The organism is Vibrio scophthalmi, assembly GCF_040869025.1.
Classification (GTDB): Bacteria; Pseudomonadota; Gammaproteobacteria; order Enterobacterales; family Vibrionaceae; genus Vibrio; species Vibrio scophthalmi.
In genome coordinates, this window is the sequence record NZ_CP134271.1 from 637,302 (window position 1) to 660,299 (window position 22,998).

At 41.6% G+C, this 22,998-nt stretch carries 20 protein-coding genes, 1 other RNA gene and 2 pseudogenes; 8 read left to right on the forward strand and 15 right to left on the reverse strand.

Annotated elements, in window-relative coordinates:
• Positions 1–54 precede the first annotated feature (54 nt).
• Both ssrA and RJD38_RS02830 read left to right on the forward strand, forming a co-directional pair.
• Positions 55–422: a transfer-messenger RNA gene (gene ssrA, locus RJD38_RS02825) on the forward strand.
• Positions 423–610: 188 nt separating this feature from the next.
• Positions 611–1,852, forward strand: coding sequence for an integrase domain-containing protein (locus tag RJD38_RS02830; protein WP_065545125.1), 1,242 nt, complete (start codon positions 611–613; stop codon positions 1,850–1,852).
• Positions 1,853–2,038: 186 nt separating this feature from the next.
• Here RJD38_RS02830 and RJD38_RS02835 read toward each other — a convergent pair.
• The 12 genes and pseudogenes from RJD38_RS02835 to RJD38_RS02890 form a co-directional block, all read right to left on the reverse strand.
• A pseudogene (locus RJD38_RS02835) lies at positions 2,039–3,237 on the reverse strand (ISL3 family transposase).
• 266 nt (positions 3,238–3,503) lie between these two features.
• A pseudogene (locus RJD38_RS02840) lies at positions 3,504–3,889 on the reverse strand (transposase); the annotation flags it as partial.
• 144 nt (positions 3,890–4,033) lie between these two features.
• Entirely contained in the window at positions 4,034–5,137 is a 1,104-nt protein-coding gene (locus RJD38_RS02845) for a methyl-accepting chemotaxis protein (protein ID WP_065545123.1), read from the reverse strand.
• A gap of 90 nt (positions 5,138–5,227) precedes the next feature.
• Complete coding sequence (locus RJD38_RS02850) at positions 5,228–5,488, reverse strand: hypothetical protein (RefSeq protein WP_065545122.1); 261 nt, start codon at positions 5,486–5,488, stop codon at positions 5,228–5,230.
• Between the two features lie 171 nt (positions 5,489–5,659).
• A complete protein-coding gene (locus tag RJD38_RS02855) occupies positions 5,660–6,127 on the reverse strand; it encodes a response regulator (protein ID WP_367971395.1) in 468 nt (155 codons plus the stop codon).
• Between the two features lie 135 nt (positions 6,128–6,262).
• Positions 6,263–7,384 (reverse strand): hypothetical protein, encoded by a 1,122-nt coding sequence (locus tag RJD38_RS02860; protein ID WP_367971396.1) that lies wholly within the window; start codon positions 7,382–7,384, stop codon positions 6,263–6,265.
• A 2-nt stretch (positions 7,385–7,386) separates the two neighbouring features.
• Positions 7,387–7,926 (reverse strand): hypothetical protein, encoded by a 540-nt coding sequence (locus RJD38_RS02865; RefSeq protein ID WP_065545120.1) that lies wholly within the window; start codon positions 7,924–7,926, stop codon positions 7,387–7,389.
• Between the two features lie 112 nt (positions 7,927–8,038).
• A complete protein-coding gene (locus tag RJD38_RS02870) occupies positions 8,039–8,926 on the reverse strand; it encodes an OmpA family protein (protein WP_065545119.1) in 888 nt (295 codons plus the stop codon).
• Positions 8,926–11,361 (reverse strand): TcfC E-set like domain-containing protein, encoded by a 2,436-nt coding sequence (locus RJD38_RS02875; RefSeq protein WP_065545118.1) that lies wholly within the window; start codon positions 11,359–11,361, stop codon positions 8,926–8,928. The genes RJD38_RS02870 and RJD38_RS02875 overlap by 1 nt, the downstream gene beginning before the upstream one ends.
• A 21-nt stretch (positions 11,362–11,382) precedes the next feature.
• Positions 11,383–12,084, reverse strand: coding sequence for a hypothetical protein (locus RJD38_RS02880; RefSeq protein WP_367971397.1), 702 nt, complete (start codon positions 12,082–12,084; stop codon positions 11,383–11,385).
• A 101-nt stretch (positions 12,085–12,185) separates the two neighbouring features.
• The gene (locus RJD38_RS02885) at positions 12,186–12,761 is read right to left on the reverse strand and encodes a hypothetical protein (protein ID WP_367971398.1); all 576 of its coding nucleotides are present in this window, start codon (positions 12,759–12,761) and stop codon (positions 12,186–12,188) included.
• 584 nt (positions 12,762–13,345) lie between these two features.
• Positions 13,346–13,528: an AlpA family transcriptional regulator gene (locus RJD38_RS02890; protein ID WP_065545116.1), complete on the reverse strand. Its 183-nt coding sequence runs from the start codon at positions 13,526–13,528 to the stop codon at positions 13,346–13,348.
• A 160-nt stretch (positions 13,529–13,688) separates the two neighbouring features.
• Here RJD38_RS02890 and radC point away from each other — a divergent pair, with 160 nt between their 5' ends.
• Together radC and RJD38_RS02900 are read left to right on the forward strand one after the other, a co-directional pair.
• A complete protein-coding gene (radC, locus tag RJD38_RS02895) occupies positions 13,689–14,153 on the forward strand; it encodes a RadC family protein (RefSeq protein WP_065545115.1) in 465 nt (154 codons plus the stop codon).
• Positions 14,153–14,605, forward strand: coding sequence for a DUF2787 family protein (locus RJD38_RS02900; protein WP_231893141.1), 453 nt, complete (start codon positions 14,153–14,155; stop codon positions 14,603–14,605). Before radC ends, RJD38_RS02900 begins: the two co-directional genes overlap by 1 nt.
• A 143-nt stretch (positions 14,606–14,748) precedes the next feature.
• Here the strand turns inward: RJD38_RS02900 and RJD38_RS02905 are convergent, their stop codons facing one another.
• Positions 14,749–15,957, reverse strand: coding sequence for an IS4 family transposase (locus RJD38_RS02905; protein WP_032073033.1), 1,209 nt, complete (start codon positions 15,955–15,957; stop codon positions 14,749–14,751).
• Between the two features lie 260 nt (positions 15,958–16,217).
• Between RJD38_RS02905 and RJD38_RS02910 the strand changes: the two genes are divergently transcribed.
• The 4 genes from RJD38_RS02910 (at position 16,218) to RJD38_RS02925 (ending at position 20,199) form a co-directional block, all read left to right on the forward strand.
• On the forward strand, positions 16,218–16,367 hold the full coding sequence (locus RJD38_RS02910; RefSeq protein WP_367971399.1) for a hypothetical protein: 150 nt from the start codon (positions 16,218–16,220) through the stop codon (positions 16,365–16,367).
• 220 nt (positions 16,368–16,587) lie between these two features.
• Positions 16,588–17,154: a recombinase family protein gene (locus RJD38_RS02915; RefSeq protein ID WP_017098053.1), complete on the forward strand. Its 567-nt coding sequence runs from the start codon at positions 16,588–16,590 to the stop codon at positions 17,152–17,154.
• A 671-nt stretch (positions 17,155–17,825) separates the two neighbouring features.
• On the forward strand, positions 17,826–18,686 hold the full coding sequence (locus RJD38_RS02920; protein WP_065545956.1) for an HNH endonuclease: 861 nt from the start codon (positions 17,826–17,828) through the stop codon (positions 18,684–18,686).
• A 247-nt stretch (positions 18,687–18,933) separates the two neighbouring features.
• Positions 18,934–20,199, forward strand: coding sequence for a mechanosensitive ion channel family protein (locus RJD38_RS02925; protein WP_005594250.1), 1,266 nt, complete (start codon positions 18,934–18,936; stop codon positions 20,197–20,199).
• A 103-nt stretch (positions 20,200–20,302) separates the two neighbouring features.
• Here RJD38_RS02925 and RJD38_RS02930 read toward each other — a convergent pair whose 3' ends face one another.
• A complete protein-coding gene (locus RJD38_RS02930) occupies positions 20,303–21,184 on the reverse strand; it encodes an endonuclease/exonuclease/phosphatase family protein (protein ID WP_065545103.1) in 882 nt (293 codons plus the stop codon).
• Positions 21,185–21,478: 294 nt separating this feature from the next.
• Positions 21,479–22,891: an amidohydrolase family protein gene (locus RJD38_RS02935; RefSeq protein ID WP_231893140.1), complete on the reverse strand. Its 1,413-nt coding sequence runs from the start codon at positions 22,889–22,891 to the stop codon at positions 21,479–21,481.
• Positions 22,892–22,998: the final 107 nt, after the last annotated feature.

Consider the following 22,998-nt stretch of genomic DNA (forward strand, 5'->3'; position numbering starts at 1 on the left):
AGACGCAGAGTACTAGACAGGCCTAGCTTTTCTGATACTATGCTTCAAACACTTGGGGCTGATTTAGGATTCGACGGGAATTCAGAAGTCTGAGGTGCATGCCGAGGTGCGGTAGGCCTCGTTAATAAACCGCAAAAAAATAGTCGCAAACGACGAAAACTACGCACTAGCAGCTTAATAACCTGCCAAGAGCCTCTTTGCCCTAGCTTCCGCTTGTAAGACGGGGAACAACAAAGAGTCAAACCCAAACTAGCTAGATCGGATTCTCCCGCCTGAGAGATGAAGTTCGAATTATAATTCAGGATAGCCATTTACTAGCGTGTCGGTTCGCAGGTGGGTGGTGAAATTAAAGATCGACTAAGCATGTAGTACCAATGATGAAAGGTTTTCGGACGCGGGTTCAACTCCCGCCAGCTCCACCAATTCAACATTTAAAGACGTCCTAGGGCGTCTTTTTTTGTATCTAGACCAACCTAAAATCAACAACTTACGTGTAAGCACATCTTTTTAGTGTCCATTAGCATCCGTTTACCTCCATCATTTCATGTATTCCTTTATGTATTCCAAAGCTATAATGATCATTCTTGGAATACATAACAGGGACTTTACCATGGCATTAAAGACTGCTCGCTTAAACAACAAACAAATTGATAATGCAAAAGCACGTGACAAAGATTACGTTCTTTCTGATGGTGAAGGTCTGCAATTACGCATACGAACTAACGGTTCTAGACTATGGAACTTCAATTACATCCACCCTCAAACAAAAAAACGTTTGAACATGGGTTTAGGATCTTACCCTTCCCTCAGCCTTGCGAATGCAAGAAAGTTAGCGGTTTCAGCAAGAGAGCTCGTGGCTCAAGAAATTGATCCTAAAGAATATCGAAATGAACAAAAACACCAAATCCAAGTAATCCATGAACATACTTTATTTAATGTCGCATCTGAGTGGATCGAGCGTAAAAAAGATGAAATTACTGTAGATTACGCTCAAGACGTTTGGCGTTCTTTAGAGCTGCATGTATTCCCAATAATTAAAACTATTCCTGTATCTCAAATAACTGCACCAATGATCATCGAGTTACTTCGACCAATCGAGGCAAAAGGAAGCTTAGAAACAGTTAAGCGACTCACTCAACGACTAAATGAGATCATGACCTATTCGGTTAACTGTGGGCTTATCCATGCAAATCCACTGGCTGGCATTAAAGCTGCTTTTAAAAAACCGAAAAAAGAAAACATGGCATCATTAAAACCCTGTGAGTTACCAGAATTAATGATGGCTATCGCTAATGCTTCTATTAAGCGTACTACTCGTTGTTTAATTGAATGGCAGCTTCATACAATGACTCGTCCCTCAGAAGCATCAGGCACTCGTTGGGAAGAAATCGACTTAGAAAAGAAAGTTTGGACAATCCCACCAGAGCGAATGAAAAAGCGAAAAGAACATCGTATTCCTCTAACTGAGCAAGCACTATCGTTATTAGCCGTAATGAAGCCCATTAGTGAACATCGGGAATTTGTGTTCCCTTCAGATCGCGATCCAAAAAAACCATGCAACAGCCAGACAGCTAATATGGCATTAAAGCGAATGGGATTTAAAGATCGTCTCGTTAGCCATGGCTTACGCTCACTTGCTAGTACGACTTTAAATGAGCAAGGATTTGAATCTGATCTTATTGAAGCTGCGCTTGCTCACGTTGATGATAGCCAAGTGCGTGCGGCCTATAACCGTACAGATTATTTTGAACGCAGGATACCGATGATGAGCTGGTGGAGTGGGCATATTAACGAAGCATCGAAGGGAAGCTTATCAATATCAGGGATGAAGAGCTTGTCTTTGGTTGGGTAATCAAGAGAATAATGATCCATTACGATACATCAATCATCGTTCTTGGCTAAAAATAAATAAGATCATCATGCTCCTTTGGGTGAATGATCATTCCTGACGCAATGAATAAAAGTGACACTAATTCCGTGTCACTTTAAAGAATAATTGCTGGCAATTTGCGTCATTACTGTTTGGGATCTTCTCCGCTTACGTGAGCTTGACAGAAGGATAAGACATTGAATTCACCTCTGGTACTGATAGCTGTTTAATCTTGAGCTTGAAGTATTCTGTATCTCTAATCCCTCGTGCTCTTCTGCGTAATAACCCTATTGATACATTGCCAGCTTCGATAATCGCGCTGGTTAATCGGTCATACTTTGCAAAAGTACAGATGCCTTCTTTGTGGTCTTGAAGCATTGATACGAACCCTTTTACGCTCAATATCTTTGTGGCGTTTGCTAACTGGCACCAAGCGTCTAAACGGTAAGTCATTCGCAGATAAATCTCAGCTCTCCAGATACTTTTTAACTGCTCTTTGAGAACGTAGATTTCGTTCAGACGGCGATTAGCTTTGAGTAGCATTTTTAGTTTGTCTGTTTGATTTTCAGAGAGCCTATCTGGATTTTTCAATAGAAGGTAAAGAGAGCCTTTAATCAGAGATTTATCCTCGCGACAAAGTGCTTTCTTGAACTCATATGAACGCTCGCGCCGAATGAGTTGGCTAAATTGTTGGACAACATGGAAACGGTCGAAAACAATATCAGCATTAGGGAGGTTTTCTCTAACGGCTTTTTGGTAAGCCTTCCCCATATCCATTGCAACAGCTTGAATTCCTTGCGCGGTTTGTTCGGTCAATTGCGTGAGAAATGATTCTAGAACACGGTGTGCACGACCATGCTCTACCCAAATCAATTGGCCATTATCCATGTCGTACACCACGGTCATATAATCGTGGCCCTTGCCCTCAGCGACTTCATCAACGCCAATACGTTGAGTCCACGAAGTTTTGATGGCTCTGATGGTGGCAACGTTCTATGTAATGATGCCTTGTCGATATTCTTTATCGTTTCCCAGCGAAGTCCGTAATGTCGAGCAATCACGCTGATAGGCATATGACGACACAGGCCACTAATTTGCTCACAGAATCGCTTGGAATAACGAACACCCTTTTCAACAAATGCACATTCTTCAACCCGTCGTTCACCTTCGGTTGTGCGAACCTGCGCAAGCTCTATGTGAATTCGGCAACACCGCCCGCTGATAGGTAAATCATAAATGGTTCGAGAAACGTAAGTATTAACAGTGCAAGCTTGATGGGATTTTGGGTCCGTCACTTTAAAACGTCGATCTCGACGGCAGTAAACATCAACAGTTTGTGTGGATTCGTCGATCTTAATCGACTGGATTGCTTGCCCTTGGATGTGCAAAAGCTGAGAAAGTAACTGGGTCAAAATAGGAACCATCCATACTGACTGAAAAATGCTTACTAGTCAGTATGGTAGAGATCAAGGTCATTACTAGTTGACTCAATGAAGCGGAGAAGAGCCACTGTTTGTCATGATACGACAGAATCGCTTGGTGATCACACATGCTAGGAAGTGCCTACTACAAAGGTTTTGGACAGAAATTGTTTAGATTATCAGCTCTATTTCGACAGATAGATATTAGGAAAAGTAAGAGGGTGCCGACACCAGGCATAGAAGCCACTGCGCAATCCAAGTGCGCCACACACAACCAGCAGCGGATACTTCTGAAGTCGCTTTCTTATGAACGTGTATTTTTCTTTGACTCCCCTGCAAAGTACACAGCGGCTTCCTTTAAAATATCCCTTTCCATCGTAACCCGCTTTAAATCAGCCCTCAGCTGGCGTATCTCTGCACTTTGATCGTCTTCTTTTTTACGCAGATTCTCTGGCTTATCGTACTTTTTGACCCAATCACACAAGGATTTGTAACTGACACCCAACCGCTCAGCTACTGAGCTGAGAGTATGGCCTTGCTTTGTGACTTGCTGGACGGCTTGAATTTTAAATTCTTCTGGATAACGTTTTCCGCTCATAACAACACCTCATAGGTTGTTCAATTATATAGCTATTAAGTGTGTAGAGAAGCGGGGTCTTACCATGGAGTTGAAACCTCACCCGAAAGCTGAGTCGTTTTGTTCACTTTGATCTACCTTTTATCAGTGTGCTATGGCCATAACCTAAGACTTCATACCATGTTCAGAGAGTAGCAATTCGTCGAGCATGGCTTCTAAGCTAAACACCACCTCTTGACTGGCCAATTCCATCACTTCAATATTTTGTGTCATCCCTTCATGATCACCATTCAAACCGCATTTAAGCGCTTGTTTACCAGAGAAATGTACTTTTTCGTGTGGCGGGTTTATTGTGACGAAATTACGCAGGTGGCTAAAACGGTTTGCCCCTTCACCGTCAAAATACCATTTACCTAAACGACACTCTTGATGACTATTGACTTGTATATTGAATTGACGATTTGCAATCATCTGATAGATATTGTTTTTCCACACTGCGTGGTCAAGTTTCACCGTATCTAAGAAAGCACGGGTTGATGCTAAGTTAATCACCTTTTGCATATGTTGGGATTGCCCAATAACATCATTCACAACAGAACCAATCCTATGTGTCGTTTCTGCCATTTCAAAAGCTGAACCAACACTCAAGTCAATAACGTCTCTTATCGCATTGGTTTGAGAAAGTACTTTTTTTACGAGCTCTTCAATTTGAATACTCGCTCGCTGTGCTTTACTCGCTAACGTTCGGACTTCATCAGCTACAACAGCAAAACCACGCCCAGATTCTCCCGCACGGGCAGCTTCAATTGCTGCGTTCAGAGCAAGCAAGTTGGTCTGCTCGGAGATCTCTTTAATGCTGTCTACGAGCTTGCCAATAATACTGGTCGTATCAACTAACGCACCTACAACTTTTCGGCTGTCTTCTGTTTGAGTATTAATATGCTCAGCACCGTTCGTTAAACAATTAAGCGCTTCATGAGCATTCTCGAACATGCCATCCATCGCTCTCAGAGTTTGCTTTTCAGCGTCTAGATGGTGTGCACACTCCGCTAAGCCATTACGAATATTGTCTAATAGTGGCGCGCCTTTTAACAACGAATCTAATACTTGTTTATCAAGTGATATAGCAGTTTTAAGCGATTTTATTTCACACTCGTGAGCCGTTGTCTGAGTTTGGTATTGTTCAATTAGAATTTCACGCTGAAGGGTCAAACTCGCGACCTCTTCAGCAAGTGCTTTATTTTCTTGTTTCAACAGACGATTAAACATCGCAAACTTCCTTAACACGATCAGATAATGAAATATAACTGGTGACATTTTTAATGTGTTATTATTTCAATAATACAAACGGAACTATAATTATGAATCCAGATACAAATCGAATAACGTCAAATACTGACGCTTTAAACTTTCAAACTTTTCTTTTTCATTATTATCCATAATGGAAAACTCGCTAACACTAAAAGAAAGCACAATGACCTTTTGTTCTTCTAAAAACGCACGAATCGTTTGGATATCTTTTATCTTTTGAAGATCACATCTCATTTCATCAAGTTTTTCTTCCATGAAATTATTTAAAAAGACCATTGCAATGTCATTTATTTTATGTTTACTTTCCATGCATCATCTCAATAGAGTTATTACTAAATAAATTTAACCATATCAACCTTAACGTCTATCATGAATAACTTAAATGGTAATTCAACAACAGGCATTTGAGGTGGATAAATTTCACAAATGTATTTATCACATTGCATCGCTTCTGAGCACAGTAAACAATGAATATTAACATCACCACTGCACTCGCTTTTTTTTTGATGAATGACCATTTATATCCACCCCGCCTGCCGTTATTTTTATTTTACTAACAGAACGTAACACCCTTGCTTTCACCAAGGCCATATCAAATGGTTTAACCATATAATCATCTATTCGTGCACTAATACATCTCTGAACAATGACTTTTGATGTTTCGCCTGATGCCATAATACAAATGGTGTGTTGTCTAATAACCCCATTACACCTAAGAAGCTCAATGAGTTCGATACCATTGTAACCATCATCAAGGTGATAATCACAAATCACTAAATCGAAAACCTGGTTAAGTAACTTAGCTCCACTTTTATATCGGTCTACTGTTTTTATTTTTCCAGAATCAAAACCAATACTTATTAACAGTTCTTTTAAATACTGCAACATCAATTTCGAGTCATCGACGACTAGAACGTTTAACGAAGACAAACGAAAATAGTCCATCATACCTCTTTAATAAAAATGTAATCGCTAATAACAAAACCAAAACCAAAAAAACAACCACCAACGGAAAAAACAAGAAAAACTCATATCCGAACTGATTATAAATATGGTTAATTATTTCTTTCATAAAATTGATCTCTAGATTAACTTTAACTCCACTCGAACTGTTAATATATCGTTAAACTCTCCGGATAAAGCTGTATTTTCCGTATCAAATTCAAAAAGCAACCCGCCTGACAAATGGTAATCTTTATCAGAGTAAATGGTGATTTTTTGACCACTACGTGAAATTCGCTTTTCTAATAATGTTGATGGATCAAATACTTTAGCCACATATGGGATAACCGTTGATGCTACACTATTAGATAAACACAACTCACCACTACACAATGCATTGTTGCTGCTAGTTAATGTCAAATCAAAAGCTTGAGAATTTAGAAAAGCACCTTGAATATTAAATCCAGTTTGTGATAGCCCGATAATACCTGTTTTCTGTTTGGTAATCGAAAAAGACAGATATTCGTCGTCAACAGTGAAGTTTGTTATGCTGGGCCTAACTTCTAAATTAACTGTATAAATATATTCTTCATGACCATCAGCATTAGCTCCTCTATCAGGGGAACTGAGATATTCTTGATTCCGGCTGTTCAACACCCCACTATAAAGACCAAATGGTAGTTTATTTAATTCATCCAAAGGAAATTTAAAATATCTTTCCACTGTTCCACCTGGGCTTAATATGGCGTTAGATTTCATTCCCCACGCATCAGAGTTACACCAGGAATTTATGTAACTGATACTGTTTGGATTTATTATAACTCCTGAGTTTCCCATCGTTGCAACACAACCATCAGCGGATGCCCACCACGCAACCCTCTGAATCAATTCCGGAATATAGCGACCAACGCCTAAAGTTGTTAAAATATCAAATCGCTTTGACACCCCTGAATTGACACCTTCCATCGATAAGGTTGTTATAGTTACATGCCTTTTAGCTTGAATGTTTTCATACCAACCATGAATAGGGTCCGGAATAGACACACCGATGTATGAATCACGGCCATGTTTAAATTTAAACTCCCCTCTAGAAACTTCATCTAAATCTAGTAGAACTGAGCCAGATGATGTCAGATCGTAAAAACTTTTAAGATAAGGATCGTACTTTAAATTAATCTCCAAATTAAGATTAGGAACGACATTCCAAGAAGCATAGGAAGAGTTAGAAAATGCCATAAAAAATAAAAATATTATTCGAATCATTATTAACCTAACGCCTTAAAAACCACCAATGAAACTTGGCCGACACACCACTTAGATTTATTGTTATTAATCACGGGGCTACTCATCTCAATGGGTACATCAGAATAATATTTATCTGCGCCTCGATACCATAAATCACTTTCCGTCAAATCAACTCGGTTAGATACCATTTCTTGACTATTAATTTTAATACTCATTTCAACTACATCAGAGGTTTCCCCACCATAACAAGATAGGTTGTTGTAGGTTTGAATAAAACTGTATCCGGCTGGGTTTGAACCAAATTCTGCCTCTGTACGAATATTAAATGAAATATCATTAAATCTATTCGTATCTAAGTTATAAATTAACCTTCGGTAGTCACCGTCCAACACATAGCTCACTAAATTACCTGAAACCTCATCGGCCGGAATGGTTGCACTCAACCGAATTTGTTTTTCAGCAAACTGAGGGCGAGCAATTGCTAACTGCGACATAACAAACAAGATTAGCATTGCAACCAAGTTAAATATCAGTTTAATTCGACATGACTTTATATTCATTTGCCTTCATCGCTAATTGCCTTTCATTTTTAATGATGTAGCAAACCGTTCTCTGAACTTTTATTTATACATTCAGAGATGTTTATAATTACTTTTCTTTCTGTATTACTTTTTATTCGTGGTAATAGATATCTACTCGTCTTTGTAATGCATTGTCAGAACCCATTTTTTGCTCATTAGCTTCAAGTTCTCCTCGGCTACACGCAGATACATTCCCTTCACCAACGCCATTATTCATCATGACTTGTTTAGCAAACTCAGCACGTCTTAAGCCAAGCTGAAAGTTATAATCTCGACTACCTGACCTATCCGTATGTCCAATAACGGTATAATGCGTTCCCTCTGATGCCTGCATTAAAGCCACGGCCTCAGGGCGAATCTCTGTCTTAGCGCTATCATGAGTAAAGTAAAATGACTGTATAAACACCCCCACATCACAGCGGTCCACTAGATCATCTAGGCTTTCCACGATAGGTAACACTTCTATCGGTCTAACAGGTCGTTCTGCCACAACTACGACATTCTTGTCACCACGATAAAATGGCTTAATAATTAACCCCACTTGAATGCTAGGCTCGAGTACATTGGGGTAGTCTTGTGTGATCGGATAGCGATAACTGACCGAGGCAGCCACATAAGGTGACCAGTCGTATCGAATACCCATAGCCACTAAAGGCTCAAATGTCACCTCCTCGACGTCTTCAGCATCAAGCCAAACAGTTGATCCAGCACTGCCAATAAGCGAGAGTGAATCGGTAATATAAAGTTGCCTATCCACCATCAACGAAAGTTGGTTGGTTATTTCACTGCTTTGATAATCAATGTAACCATTCGCTAACTCGTCAAATTGCACCCCTACAGCCAATTGACCGCCCCACACCTCTTGGCCAGAAAAAGAACCTATCCCTATCGTTGGAGTCGGGATAGGCGGCTTGGCCTCTAAAGTGAAAGAGGCAATAACGAGTAACATCGGGTAAATCTTGGATATTATCTTCTTCATTACTGAACACTTATTCCTGTCATCGGCTCACTTTGACACACCCCGATATTGGTTTTTCCCTGCTCCACTTGCCCAGAAAAACACATTTGTCCATTTCGATGAATCGCAAACTGGCGGCCAGGCTTGACACGAAACTTCAACACTTTGTCGTTAACATTACTGTCACTCACACACGCGCTACCTGTACACACAATGCCATTGGTATCGGCACCATTACTGACAATCAACACATTCCCTATCGGTTGCTGTTTCACATTAAGATAATGAATCTTGCCCGGCAGCATATTCACTGTGGTGTTTCTTTCCATATTGACCGATTCCAAAGCGTATCCATCGTTATCAAACGCATAGTCAACCACCACTTGGCTATAAGGTTTCATTTCTATCAGCGTGTTATTCGCAATGGTTTGTGTCGCTTTTCGGCCTGAGACCTTATCGTGTATTTTGACCTTGCCTTCTAAAGCCTCATCAATGCCATTCACTTCAATCGCACTTGTGCTGTCAGAGCGCGACTCTTTAAAATATGCACGGTTCTCAGTGACATAGGCAGTCGTCGAAAATGAACCGTTGTAAGTGACCGTCCCCTCTTTTTGACGGCGAATTCCCGCCGAACTGTTAAAGGCTGCATGACGATAATTGCCATTGATATAGGCATCTATTCCGTTATTTTGTCGAGAAGAAGAGTCGTTATCCGACACATAACGGTGCGAAACTCCACCATTTAACGACAACTCATCATTCAAACGAGCGTTGGTTGATAACTGATTATTAAACTCCCCACGCCCGTCATTTTGTGTATATGTGCCGCTATAGTGCGTTTGCGTACTCAACGGAATAGACAAGCCAAGGTTGATGTTATTTTGATTATCACTACCGCTGTAGGAAGCATATAAGCTAACCCCATTTCGAAACGAATAGTTCGTGTTCACGTTGTAACTGAGGTAATCGTCTCGCCCTATCTCGTTGTAACTCGCACTCACTCCTAAGCTGAACAGACCAAAACTTTGATTCATCCCTGTCGAAATCAATAAGCTATCTTGGTTACCTAGATAACTCTCTTGATGCTCATCATCCACATCCGTGCTCGCTACTGATAAGTTAAATGCATTCGAATACACGTCCGCATTCACACGACTGCCATTTTGCCCCAACGAATATTTTACGCTCAGTCGATAATCATTGATGTTGGCGTAATAGCCCAGCCCGGCGAACCACTCTTCTTCAACCAAAGACAGATTGCCTATCGCACTTTGTTGTTGGTAAAGGGGAAGACTCAAGCCCGTATCAAAAACCAGACTATCTCGCTCTTCTGTACCATATTGCTCTTTAGCGCCAAGGCGACCGTAGAAAGAGAGCTCACTAGCATCAAACGCATCGCTGTTAGAAACAAAATTATTACCGCTAAACACAACCTCTTCGTTGTTTGTTACTTCATACTCCACTGCGTAGTTCCCATAAGGTAACCCTGAATAAGGAATGCTATTTCTACCCGATTGGATATTACTTTGATAAATCAATTCTCGCTGAGGGTTATAGACTGACAGCACCCCCTCAGACGGAGAAAAAAAATCCACACTACGCGCAGCAAAATTCTTAATCTCAAGCCGCTTTTGATTTGAAAGCTCCACACCAACAAAGCGTTCATTCATCAGACTGTTTTGCGCTGCAACACCTAATCGCCCCGTATTCGCGATAATCCCAGCGGTTGCAGAATAATCAGCCGCATCATAGTTGTAATTAAATTGACCGATATCTTGAGAATACTCACTCGCATTAAAGTCGTAGCGTAAGTAACCATCGCCTAACCCATAAGTATTTTCAGAACGCAAGAAGTATGAAAAATCGTCTGTGTAGGAGAAACTGCCGTACCAACTGCTCACCAATAAACTTTCATCAAACGTTTCCAGCACTATCTTTTGTTGCGTGGTTGCAAACAAGTCACTGGGAATAAACAGTCGTAAGCTACTATTGTAGAAATCCACGACGGTTGTGAACTCTGGAGTAAAAACCAAACAGTCTGACTTTTTACCTTTGCATTCACGAGAGCCATTAACACCACGCGTAAGCTCATTCACCAAACCAGCAATATCTGCTTCTTTAATCCCCACAACTTTGAGATAACGTTGTAATTTATCCGCTTCACTTTTCTCTATCTGCGCTTTAAAAAAAGACAATTTTCCCGCCAATTGAATCGGCGCCTCAGAAGCACCGACAACTGACAACGTAATCTCTTTATCGTCCAGTTCAAAGAAACCGACGTAGTTTTGATTGGCATTCGCAACCAAAGCGATATTGCTATATCGCTTATCAATGGTGGCTAAACTGGCCAATACCTCGGTATTTTCTCGAGCAACCAACATTTCATCTTGACTGTAAGCTTTCGCCATCATCATCAAAAAATAGGCACACAGAAATCGCGTTACTACGTAATTCATTTATCTCGTTCATTTATTTTACTAAAGTTTTATAGTCTCTTTTATTAGGTATCTATCGTACGGGTCGCGAATAGAGATATTGGCATTACCGTTTTTAAACTCTAATAAATTAAGAGCCTTCTCTTTACCACTTAAAACAAACTCTGAGCCCTTACACTCTGTGCCTTTTTTGAATTCAGTTTCACACAAATTAATATTAAAAATAGCCACACTGTCTGATGCATTATTGAGCACATAGCCCTTTTCAGTTTTCAACACACTTGGTTCGCCTTTTAACGCACCATCTTTAGCGATAATCATCCACACTCGATAACCAATGAGGATGCTCATTTTCTGCCCCACCTGACCGTCATCAATTACCGATTCGGGCATGATATCAATGGCGATTATGCGGTCTCTATCTGATGCTTTATTCAACTGCTTCGCCAGATGTTGAATTGCGATGACAATCTCTTCTTCTGGCTCAACCAAAAACTCATTACGCTCAACATAGACAGGCCAGTTTTGAAACTCGTCAGTTTTAAATTCTACGGTTTCATTATCACTATTTAATTCAGACAAGGTCACTTTTAAAAATACCGGGTATGATGCAGGATTAGTAATTTTAATGTCTGATTTAGCATCACTTTCATTTGGTATAATCACCATTTTATCAACGGTAATAGCACTCACTGAAATAGAAAAAAGCAAGGAAATAACTAATGTGTAATATTTTATACGCACAACACCTCCACTAATAAAGCGGATATGGGGATTGATAACACCTAAAGTATTTAAATGATATTGCACTCTATAGAAGAGGTTGCAATACCATTTAACATTAGTTAAGGAGCCGTAATATCAGCGGCAAAACGAATTGGTGCCGTTACGGTGATATTACCACCTGCCGCATTACGAGCAGCTGTTGGGATATCCACCACGGCACCAAGAGTCAGCCGGAATGCCGCACTACCTGTAGGAGTAGCAATATCAGTAACGGTACCCACTCTTATTGCCGTACCGTTTATTGTAATCGCTGTCGTTACCGTGCTACTTGCTGATGCTTTAATCGCGGTACCAGCAATCGTTGGATTACTCGTCAGCATCGCGGTAATTTTAGATGAACCAGTAAAAGTTCCAGTATTAGGCTTTATATAAAAAGATTCGGATGTTGATGTTAATTGAACGCCACTTGCCGTATCAGCTGCACTGAATGCGATTGATGACGGAGGCACGTACGCGGTTGTTCCATCTGCTTGAACAAATTTCCAAGCACCGCCCTCAACAGGCAACGCTGGAATCGTCCCACTAAAAGTGAAAGAAAGATTACCATTAGTCGGTGCAGCGTTTGCTGCTACAGAAGTAAGCCCTGCGCCCAATAAAACTGTCGACATAAGCGCCGATAAATATTTTTTATTCATATCTTTACTCTCAACTTTGATTGTTATGCATTTTTATCAACTATACGAACGACTTAAATGGCAGAAAGAATGAATTACTACGCAAATATACAATGCAACTTATTCATATTCAGCCAATCACTACGTTCATTGATTTCAGTCAATGCTAGCTTTCAAATGACACAATAACGAACCAATTTATTTCACGTAAAGATCAGAGAAATCGATCGATCAAATATTTTGATCATAACGATCAGTGCGATAAATTATAATGATCATATCGATCAGTGTAATTTATCAAAAAGCACTGAAAAATCATTGCATTACAATCCCACCCTTAAGTAATGTTAACCTTATTCCAATTTTGACTATTTTATTTACCCATATCGTCAATACAGGTACGACAAGTTCATAGTATGAATAGCATCACACTTAAGTGGTACCATGACTTATCTTTTCCAGGCGCCCCCTCCAATAACTGCGTACTGTCATTGACGTAGATTGTAATAAGGGCTTTTCTAGGATGACGGCAGCCCTTGTGATAAGGCCTGCCGTCATTACTGACTAAGGGGGGATGTTGATTAGGTAGTTGGTAGCAACGCTTGTTATTCATCACGCTTGCTTAGGCGCTCGTGCATCCAGTCCTCAACTTCGTTGTCTACCCATGCAACAGCCCTATCACCGAGTGGTACACTTTTCGGAAATCGCTCTTCATTCATAAACTTGTAAATACTTGAACGGCCTAATGCTGTTAACGCCATCACTTCTTTTAGTCTTAAAAATCGCATGAGAATTATCCTTTGAGGTATGAGTTCAAAAGAATCCCCTTCGCGATTAAAAAATATTGATGGCGGCTTCTTGCTGGTCTGGCTTGCCACGTTTCCAACAAATTTCAACCATATATTACCTCCTTGTATCTACCCGTTAATCAATTCAAGGAGTGCTATTATGCATACCGATTACGTCACCACCGCCCCAATGACAGCCTTACAAGTCTTCGAAAAAGCCGCAGAGTTACTAGAGCACCAATACCAACGCGACCACTCATTCACTAATCCTGACCACACCAAACGCTACCTCTCGATGAAGTTAGGTCATCAAGAGCGGGAAGTGTTTGCGGTGCTTTTTTTAGATAACCAAAATCGACTCATCCGTTACCAAGAGCTGTTCTATGGAACAGTAGATTCCGCTTCGGTTTATCCTCGTGAAGTCGCTAAGGCCGCACTGCAAGCCAATGCCGCAGCGGTAATATTTGCGCACAATCATCCATCCGGCTTAGCCGAACCCTCATCAAGTGATAAACGCATAACGACTCGATTGGTGGACGCATTGAAGCTGTTAGACATTCGAGTGCTTGACCATGTGGTGGTGGGCTTGGTCTGTGTCTCTTTTGCAGAGCGAGGGCTTATCTAATGAAAAGAGAAATCATGGTTCACGGCAAAGACTTAGCCTTACCGCTCAATCTGCATCGTCAGCTTGAAGCTGTGCTCGATAGCTTTTCTCTTCGTACTGACATTCATCGACTCTCTGTGAATTTTAGAGATACCGGTTACTACCACCGAAGAGAGGGATTGCACCCTGTGGAAATACGCTTTGAGCGGGATGGCGAGAATCGTCACATATGGAAGTTGGTGTTTATCGCCAGCTTTTCTTATCCCGATGAACACAGCCCGCACGTCGCACCTGAGCTCTATTTCAACTTTAAACGTGGTTGGTTCTATCAGCCGACATTCAAAGCTGTGAGCTTGCGAGGCCTCAAGTCGTTGACCTATTCAAGTCATGGGCAATCGCCTTTTGTCATCAACTACGCAATCAACATTTTGATGATATCTCCGCCAACGAAATACACCTTTAACCCCATCTAATCTCAACTCGATTAACCAAACCATTATCTTATTTCAATCATAGGAGGACACGTCGTGTCTGTATTACAAGCTATCATCACCGTAACCAACCTTATCCCTACGCTATTACCCGTATCAAACAAGCTAAGCCCTGAGGGATCCCCTCATAATTTCCCCAAAGCACAACCATGTTTGAATAGATTTTGAGCAAGCAGGGTTGCAGCCGCGAGCAAGTCTTCCCTCGTTATTGTGTAGCCAGAATGCCGCAAAACTTCCATCCCTAAGCGCACTGTTGAGAGTACATTTCGATTTTTGACAGTGTTAGCTTGGAAGTGCTTATCCCAACCTTGTTTCTGACCATGAACTCCAGCAAGCCAAAATGTCAGTTGAAGCATTAGGGCGATTAGCAGCATGATATCAAAGCGCTCTGAGCTGCTAGTTCGGCTATGACGGAGGCCTAAACCGTAGGCTGGGCTTTTCAAGTCTCGGAAGGTTTCTTCAATTTGCATACGCTTCGAGTAGAGCCTAACAAGTTGCTTTGGTGTTCGGATTTCAACGGGCAAGTTAGTCGCTAAAACCCATGGTTCTTTTGTCGAAGCGGAGTAGATTTTAGGTGACGGATGATGACAATTAGTCCGTGTCGAACGCTGATTTTTTCGGCCTTTAGGACGTGATTTATACAGTGCAATTTGACATGAAATTGGGTTGCTCTTAGTCAACCTCTTATAGCCTAAAGTCTTTGAGCGACTTGAGGATATGCTATGTAAGTTGCTGATAGGTTGCCAGTTTTCCGCACCTAAATCTGCATATTGCACTTTCCCTCTGACTCGACTTAACCAGTACCAACCTAGCTTTTCAACGGATTTATACCATGGCACTTTAAAGCCAGCATCACTGACAATGAGCGGTGTAGTGTTACTCGGTAGAATGCTTGCAAGGTCGGCTAGAAATTGGTCATGAGCCTTCTTTGAACATTGCTCTGAAAGCGGAAAGGCTTTCTCATAAAGAGTAATAGAACGACCATGTAGTGCCACCGAAGCCCGCAATACCATAAGCCGTTTTTGCTCACGAATATCAGACCAGTCAACAAGAACAATGGGCATCGAATTACCTGAACAGATAAAGCTGGCATGCCAACGGTATACAGCGAGTCGCTCTTTGTGCAAGTGACGATTACCTAACAATCTGTCGATTCGTTTGATGTTATGTTTTGTTCTGGCTTTCGTTGGCAGGTTACGACCAAGTTCGGTAAGAGTGAGCGTTTTACATTCAAGTAATGCGTGGCAAGCCAGCGTTAAACTGTTGAGTCGTTTTAAGTGCAATTCAGGGCAGAATTGGTAAAGAGAGTCGTGTAAAATATCGAGTTCGCACATCTTGTTGTCTGGTTATTGATTTTTCTCAGAACCATTTGATCACATGACAAGATGTGCATCTACCTTAAATTTATGATTTTTATCAAAATCATTAGGGGATTCCTCAGCATTTAGTACCCGACATGTTTCATGAAACAGATCAAGATGATTATAAATTCATAATACAAGATGCATGGCTTGAATACATATTAGATATAGAAGACCTGTCGATCAGATACACAGTAAGTATATCAACAATGCAAAAACCAGAACGCTTTGTTGTGAACATTACTAATAACGGCGGAATGGATCATGTTAATGAGTACGAAACGTTTGAGATTCATGAACACTTAATGCAGCAATACATCAGTGATGACGAAGGTTATAAAGAAGAAGTAAATCAGAATCCAGTATTCAGCAATTGGCTTTGAGCAGTAACGTCATTACAACGTGACAGAGTTCGGTCTAAACACAGCGCACATTTGCTGGTGGTTTATATGCACAAATAAAGTAGCATCAAAAATTGACCGTTAGCTGATACCATTTCTAATATGCCATTTCAGTATCATAAATCATACCTATTGACTTTGTGATACCACAGAGTGATGATACCACCCATAGATGATACCAATTAAAACTAAACGGATACTAATGCGAACATTTGCTTACTGCCGAGTTTCAACAACGGAACAAACAACCGAAAACCAAATTGTTGCTATTAGAAATTCTGGCTACAGCGTTGACGACAGTCGCGTGATATCTGAAACGGTATCCGGTGCAACGTCAGCAATGCTACGTCCAAATTTCAAAGCACTGGTTGACCACAAACTTGAACCAAACGATACGTTGATTGTGTTGAAGCTTGATCGTCTTGGGCGTGACAATATAGATGTACAGCAAACAGTTGAATTGCTAATTCAGAAAGGAATTCATGTTGTTTGTTTAGACCTACCAACACCCGACCTTTCATCTTCACAAGGTAAGTTGATGCTTCAAATGTTCAGTGCTTTTGCTGAATTTGAACGCAACCGCATCAGTGAAAGAACGAAAGAAGGGCTTGAACGTGCAAAGCAGCAAGGGAAGAAATTAGGTAGACCAGAAGCACAAGAAACCACTAAGCAGGTTCAGTATTACAAGGCACAAGGATTATCACAGTCCAAAACTGCTGCCGCTACAAGCCTTGGAATCGCTACAGTAAAGCGTCACTGGAATAAGTAATACAACAGGACACACAACGGACAACAGCTTCATCATCGACGTTTAATGCAAGATTCTTATTGGTTCGCTTTTTAAAATAAGTAAAAGGCGAACAATAGTATTAAACCTATAAAAGCGAATACCAGCCCGAAGCCCCCCATACCCTAAAATCAGCCAAAAAACCTATTCCTTACCCCACCCATCGAAAACTTTTGACCATTTTTTTATCAGCCAGCCTGACTTTTTAAGACGCGGGTTCAGTTCCCTACTGCGCATTTATTGCTAAATCTACTGATCCACAAAGTGCTACACATACTGATCCACATAATGCTATATTCAACGTAACTTATTATTATATAAGCCTTTGTTATGATGGTCTGACGGTCACAGCACTTCCCGCCAGCTCCACCAAACGTTTGGAAAGGGCCAACTCGCAAGAGTTGGCCCTTTTTGTTTGTCTGAACAATGCAAATACCATTATATCCCTCCTCCCCTATTCGTACCTTTCTCTACATTTCTCGATCCAAATTTTCATGCAGATCCACTTACAAAATCCTTTTGTAAAAACGATAAAAAACTCTCACTAACCGACTACTCAAAAACAAACATAACCACTTGTTGCATATTGAATCCGCATGACAAACTGTTTGCAAAGTTTGTTTAATAACAGAACGTTATCGGCAGTAGCAAGCATGAACATTGAAGAAATAGGTCAACTTAAAGTCGGCGAAGTACTTGATAATCAACAACTGTGTGATCTCTTTGGTTGCAGCCCTCAAGGAGGGATGCGAAAGTCAAATTCGACTAACACGCTGCTGCTGATCTCAAATCACATTAACTCTATCTACGATGACCGATGGGAAAATGACATTCTCCACTACACCGGGATGGGAACGACTGGCGATCAGAGCTTAGATTTCGCACAAAATAAAACACTCGCTAATTCGCAAACCAATAACGTAAAGGTGCATCTTTTTGAAGTGTTTCGAGACAAACAGTACACCTACGCGGGGCAAGTTACCTTAGTTGCAAAGCCATACAGTGAATACCAGCCCGATCAAGCAGGGCAGTCTCGGTTAGTTTACGTCTTTCCTTTACAACTAAAATCCGGAGCGCATTTCGTTGTTGAAGAAGACAGGCAGCATGTTTATCAAATCAAGGAAAAGAGAGCTAAAAAGTTAAGCGATGCGGAGCTTGCACGCCGAGCCTATCAGTCAAAACGAAAGACAAGTGTTACCAAATCAACAGCAACCATTTACGAACGAAATGTCTGGGTAACTGAACATGCCAAAAGACTAGCAAATGGCATTTGCCAGCTTTGTATAACACCAGCACCCTTCTCAACCCCCAAAGGCGTACCTTATTTAGAGACCCATCATATCCATTGGTTGTCTCGTGGTGGGGATGATACACCCCATAATACCATTGCGCTTTGCCCAAACTGCCATAAGAAAATGCACATTCTTGACTTACAAACCGATGTGAATTTTCTGTTTCAGCGCTTAAACGCATTACTGACCGAAGGGGATCAACCCGCTGAGGGACAACCGTAATACACGCAACAGAAACTGAGCATTTACAACGATTCATTTAGAAAGGCTATGCCTAGCGCTAGTCTTTCTTTGCCATCCCTACTAAGACCACACAAAAACATCATTTCAATCAAACACTCACGCAAAAATCAGGTGAGTCTGTTAGCATTAGAGCTACACTTTTAAAACAGCTTTGTTTGCGCTTGGATGATCGCATCGAGTGCAGGGCTTTTTCCCTCCTAGACCAATAACAATAGAGGATGCTATTTTGCTTGAGCACCATATTCGCGATTACATTGCGACCAAATTGGCTAATGTTGGCATTAACAGCGATCCCTATGGGGTTGAGTTAACCACTGCGTTTGCACTGGTCGTGCTTGCCGTCGCTGGGGTGAGCTATTTAATCACCCACCACTTAATCGTTCGCTCAGTCAAAAATGTACTGCAAAAGACCAACAAACCGCTGGCGGAAAGTTTAGCCAAATACGACTTGCTGGGAAAAATATCGCTACTTATTCCCCTTCTGGTATTAGATGTATTGCTGCCGATTGCCGTTGGGCACTACACCATTCTCTCCGGCATTATTGATCGCCTGTTAGGCGCATTGGTTTTATTTATGATCGTGTGGATTATCTTCGCGATTTTAGATGCCCTCAACGACATTGCCACCTTTAAAGGCATTACCCGTAAGATGCCGATCAAAAGCTTTGTGCAGCTGATCAAACTGTTCACCTTCTTTATTGGCTTAGTCGTGTTCGTTTCTATTCTTGCCAATGAATCGCCGATTATTTTCTTATCGGGTTTAGGGGTGGCGACGGGCTTTGTCATGCTGGTGTTTAAAGACACCATATTGGGCTTTGTCGCGGGTATTCAGCTTTCGGCTAACCGAATGATCAGCTTGAACGATTGGATTCAAATGAACGCCTATGGCGCCAATGGTACGGTTGAAGAGATCTCGCTCACCACGGTGAAAGTGAGGAACTTTGATAATACCGTGAGCATGCTGCCTGCTTATGCATTAGTGCAAAATGCGTTTATCAACTGGCAAGGCATGTCTGATTCTGGCGGTCGCCGCATTGAACGCTCAGTGAATATTGACGTCACCTCAATCCGTTTTATGAGTGCGGATGAAGTGGAAGATATGAAGAAGATTCGTATTCTACGCCAATATATTTATGAGAAATTGCGCGACATAAATGAGTTCAACGATGATTTGGATGAAGAAGATCAAGACGTCGCCAATCAGCGCCACATAACTAATTTAGGCATGTTCCGAGCTTACCTCACCGCTTATCTGCGTGCCAATAAAGATATTCACCAATACATGCTAATCATGGTGCGCCAGTTGCAACCAACTTCTGAAGGAATACCGTTACAGGTTTATGCTTTTAGTAACAATGTCGATTGGGCGGTTTACGAAGGTGTTCAGGCGGATCTTTTCGATCATATTTACTCCATTATGCCCATGTTTGGCTTGCGCCCTTACCAAGCCCTCGGCAGTAATGATGCGCTCAATATCGGCACACTGAAGTGATCGCCAATTCGCTGTCATTATTTCGGTGGCTTGGGTAAATAAGTTTCACCACATCGGTAAAAAGAAAGGCTGCCATTGGGCAGCCCTTCTTTCATGTTAAGCCTTATTGCTCAAGCAATGTTAGTTTAGTAAAGATCGGTAAGTGATCACTCACTTCAGCCCAATTCACTCCTGACCACACTTCCATACCTTGCGGCACTTTGAGTTCTTCAATATCCCAACGTTGTGCGTTACTGGTAAAGATGTAGTCGACACCAATTTCAGGGTTAACACTTGGCCAAGTTCTATGGTCATTATTAAATGGTGTCACAGGGTTCCAGTATTTGGTTACTTCGGTCATGTTCGGCGTGCTGTAGACATCATTCATGTCGCCAAGCAGAATTTTAATGCCACGCATTTCCATGGTTCTATCATTCAAATCTCGAATTTGCTCTAAGCGAACCTGTGGGTTTTCTTTGGTATCAAGGTGGGTGTTGATAACAGTAATTGGCGCTGCAAAATTAGGGACATCAACATTACCGATACAGCCAATACGTTGTTCACGCTGACCGGATGGCAGTTGTATGATTTCATCCAATGTCACTGGATACTTAGAAAGAATACTTAGGCCATATTCGCCACCATCAAAATCAATCGCACGACAGAAGACACCTTGCATACCTGTGATCTTTTCTATCTCTTTTAGTTGATCGACCTTACCGCTTCTTGCGGTGAGTTTATCAACCTCTTGCAAAGCCACTATATCCGCATCCATCGCTTTTATCGCGTGGGCAATATCTTGTGCTGATGATACTTTGCCCGCCGCAATATTAAACGACGCAATGGTCAACTCTGGGGCGTCTTTTTCACTAAACACTTTATTTGCCACACCGTTCAAAGCGCTCTTCACTTCACGGCTGTTTTTGTTGCTGTTTGCACTACTATCAGCAAAGACTGGAGCCGATATTACTGATGCACATAGCATCGCCATCATTATTTTATTCATAATCCGTCACTCATTCGTTAGCCAGAATTCGCAACAACTATATAAACTCAATAATGGACTGTTTGAGATTTGCATCGCATTTACTGACAGAGAACTCAAATAAAACTCATGATAAATATATGAAAAATAACAGAGTTGTTAACAACTACGCCCTAATATAACCAGCGCCTATTAAGCTAAACTGGTAAGAATTTATCGTCATATCGATAAAAAAGTGCAGGGAATAAAAAAACGCTTCAAAGCGGAAAAATATCGCATTTCCACCTCAAAGCGCTCATTAACTTCCGATTCTAATTAGTTGAGTGTTTTGGCAAACTCGCCCACTTTCTTCGTCACCGGTAGCCACTCTTTATCGTGGGCTTGTTGCGATACCGTGGTTAGCTTACCGTCGGCTACAATCACTTTGCCATCAACAATGGTGTGTGTGACGTTTTGTGGATAAGCCGAAAACGCGAGAGTCGCAAAGGGATCGTAGTTTGGCTGGGTGTTTGGTGCATCAGTATCCACGATAACGATATCGGCTTTTTTGCCCACTTCTAGCGAGCCAATTTCATCATCCATATCCAGTACACGTGCCCCACCAATCGTGGCCAGTTCCACCAGCTCATAAGGGGTAAATTTAGCATTATCACCATGGTTGGTACGCGCGACCACCGCGGCATAACCCATCACATTGATGATATCCATTTGATTCGATGACATCGGCCCATCAGTCCCTAATCCCACATCCAAGCCTTTATTGACCATATCCCATGATGGCGAATAGCCATTGTTGCCTTTGGTATTGGCTTTCGGATTATGAGCAATCCCCACGCCGTGTTTCTTGAGCAGTGCCATATCTTGCTCGTCAAGATGGTTTACGTGGGCGGCGACTAAGTTATCCACCAAAAAGCCGATCGAATCCAAATACTCAATGACCGATTGGCCTGGCTGCATTTGCTCAGAGAAGGCATCGGTTTTTGACTCTTCCCAAGTAAATTCTGCTAGGTGTGTGAGCAAAGGGACTTGTTTTTCTACCGCGAGATCTTTGGCTTTGATCAGCCATTCAGCTGAAACAGTGTAAGGCGCATGAGGGGCAACCGCTGGGGTAATTAATGGGTGATCTTTCCACTCATCAATGAATTTTTCTGCGTACTCAAGGCCACCATAAGGCTGTTTGGCATCGACGACTGGAAAACCTATCACCGTCTCACCTAGCACGCCGCGAATACCAACTTCGGCGACCGATTTCGCCACTTCATCTTCGTGGTAATACATATCGGTGATCAGCGTAACACCAGACAATGCTAATTCCATCGCCGCATGACGAGAGGCGGTACGAATCAAATCACGCGAAAGCATCTCTTTTTCAAGCGGGAACATAAAGTTGATCAGACGGTTCTCAACCCCATTTTCTCCCAAGCCACGAAACGCGACCATTGGGATGTGGTTGTGAGTGTTGATCATGCCCGGCATGACGATATCACCACCAGCATCAATGGTACGTTTCGCCTCATATTGACTGGCAATCTTCATCTCACCTAGGGCAACAATCTTATTACCTTTCACCACAATCGCACCATCATCGATGACACGTTGTTGACCATCCATGGGTAGGATTTGGGCATTGGTGATGATCAGATCGACTTTTTCAGCAGCCAATACGGGCAGACTGGCACATGCACAAGCAATGCAGCTGGCCATTAGGGTTTTCGTTATTATTTTCATACCTTTACCTATGTACACAACTCAATATTGAACGACAAATATGCCAGCGATATTAGCCACACTATCGAGAAAACAGTAGATAAATTACGCAGAATTAAGCGATGCAA

Bases quoted from the DNA above. Each gene is read 5' to 3' on its own strand.
- RJD38_RS02870 (WP_065545119.1), bottom strand. From the start codon at position 8,926: ATGAAGAAGATAATATCCAAGATTTACCCGATGTTACTCGTTATTGCC.
- radC (WP_065545115.1), top strand. From the start codon at position 13,689: ATGCATACCGATTACGTCACCACCGCCCCAATGACAGCCTTACAAGTC.
- RJD38_RS02920 (WP_065545956.1), top strand. From the start codon at position 17,826: ATGAACATTGAAGAAATAGGTCAACTTAAAGTCGGCGAAGTACTTGAT.
- RJD38_RS02905 (WP_032073033.1), bottom strand. From the start codon at position 15,957: ATGTGCGAACTCGATATTTTACACGACTCTCTTTACCAATTCTGCCCT.
- RJD38_RS02845 (WP_065545123.1), bottom strand. From the start codon at position 5,137: ATGTTTAATCGTCTGTTGAAACAAGAAAATAAAGCACTTGCTGAAGAG.
- RJD38_RS02930 (WP_065545103.1), bottom strand. From the start codon at position 21,184: ATGAATAAAATAATGATGGCGATGCTATGTGCATCAGTAATATCGGCT.
- RJD38_RS02935 (WP_231893140.1), bottom strand. From the start codon at position 22,891: ATGAAAATAATAACGAAAACCCTAATGGCCAGCTGCATTGCTTGTGCA.
- RJD38_RS02890 (WP_065545116.1), bottom strand. From the start codon at position 13,528: ATGCGATTTTTAAGACTAAAAGAAGTGATGGCGTTAACAGCATTAGGC.
- RJD38_RS02830 (WP_065545125.1), top strand. From the start codon at position 611: ATGGCATTAAAGACTGCTCGCTTAAACAACAAACAAATTGATAATGCA.
- RJD38_RS02850 (WP_065545122.1), bottom strand. From the start codon at position 5,488: ATGGAAAGTAAACATAAAATAAATGACATTGCAATGGTCTTTTTAAAT.
- RJD38_RS02915 (WP_017098053.1), top strand. From the start codon at position 16,588: ATGCGAACATTTGCTTACTGCCGAGTTTCAACAACGGAACAAACAACC.
- RJD38_RS02855 (WP_367971395.1), bottom strand. From the start codon at position 6,127: ATGATGGACTATTTTCGTTTGTCTTCGTTAAACGTTCTAGTCGTCGAT.
- RJD38_RS02885 (WP_367971398.1), bottom strand. From the start codon at position 12,761: ATGAATAAAAAATATTTATCGGCGCTTATGTCGACAGTTTTATTGGGC.
- RJD38_RS02865 (WP_065545120.1), bottom strand. From the start codon at position 7,926: ATGAATATAAAGTCATGTCGAATTAAACTGATATTTAACTTGGTTGCA.
- RJD38_RS02900 (WP_231893141.1), top strand. From the start codon at position 14,153: ATGAAAAGAGAAATCATGGTTCACGGCAAAGACTTAGCCTTACCGCTC.
- RJD38_RS02860 (WP_367971396.1), bottom strand. From the start codon at position 7,384: ATGATTCGAATAATATTTTTATTTTTTATGGCATTTTCTAACTCTTCC.
- RJD38_RS02875 (WP_065545118.1), bottom strand. From the start codon at position 11,361: ATGAATTACGTAGTAACGCGATTTCTGTGTGCCTATTTTTTGATGATG.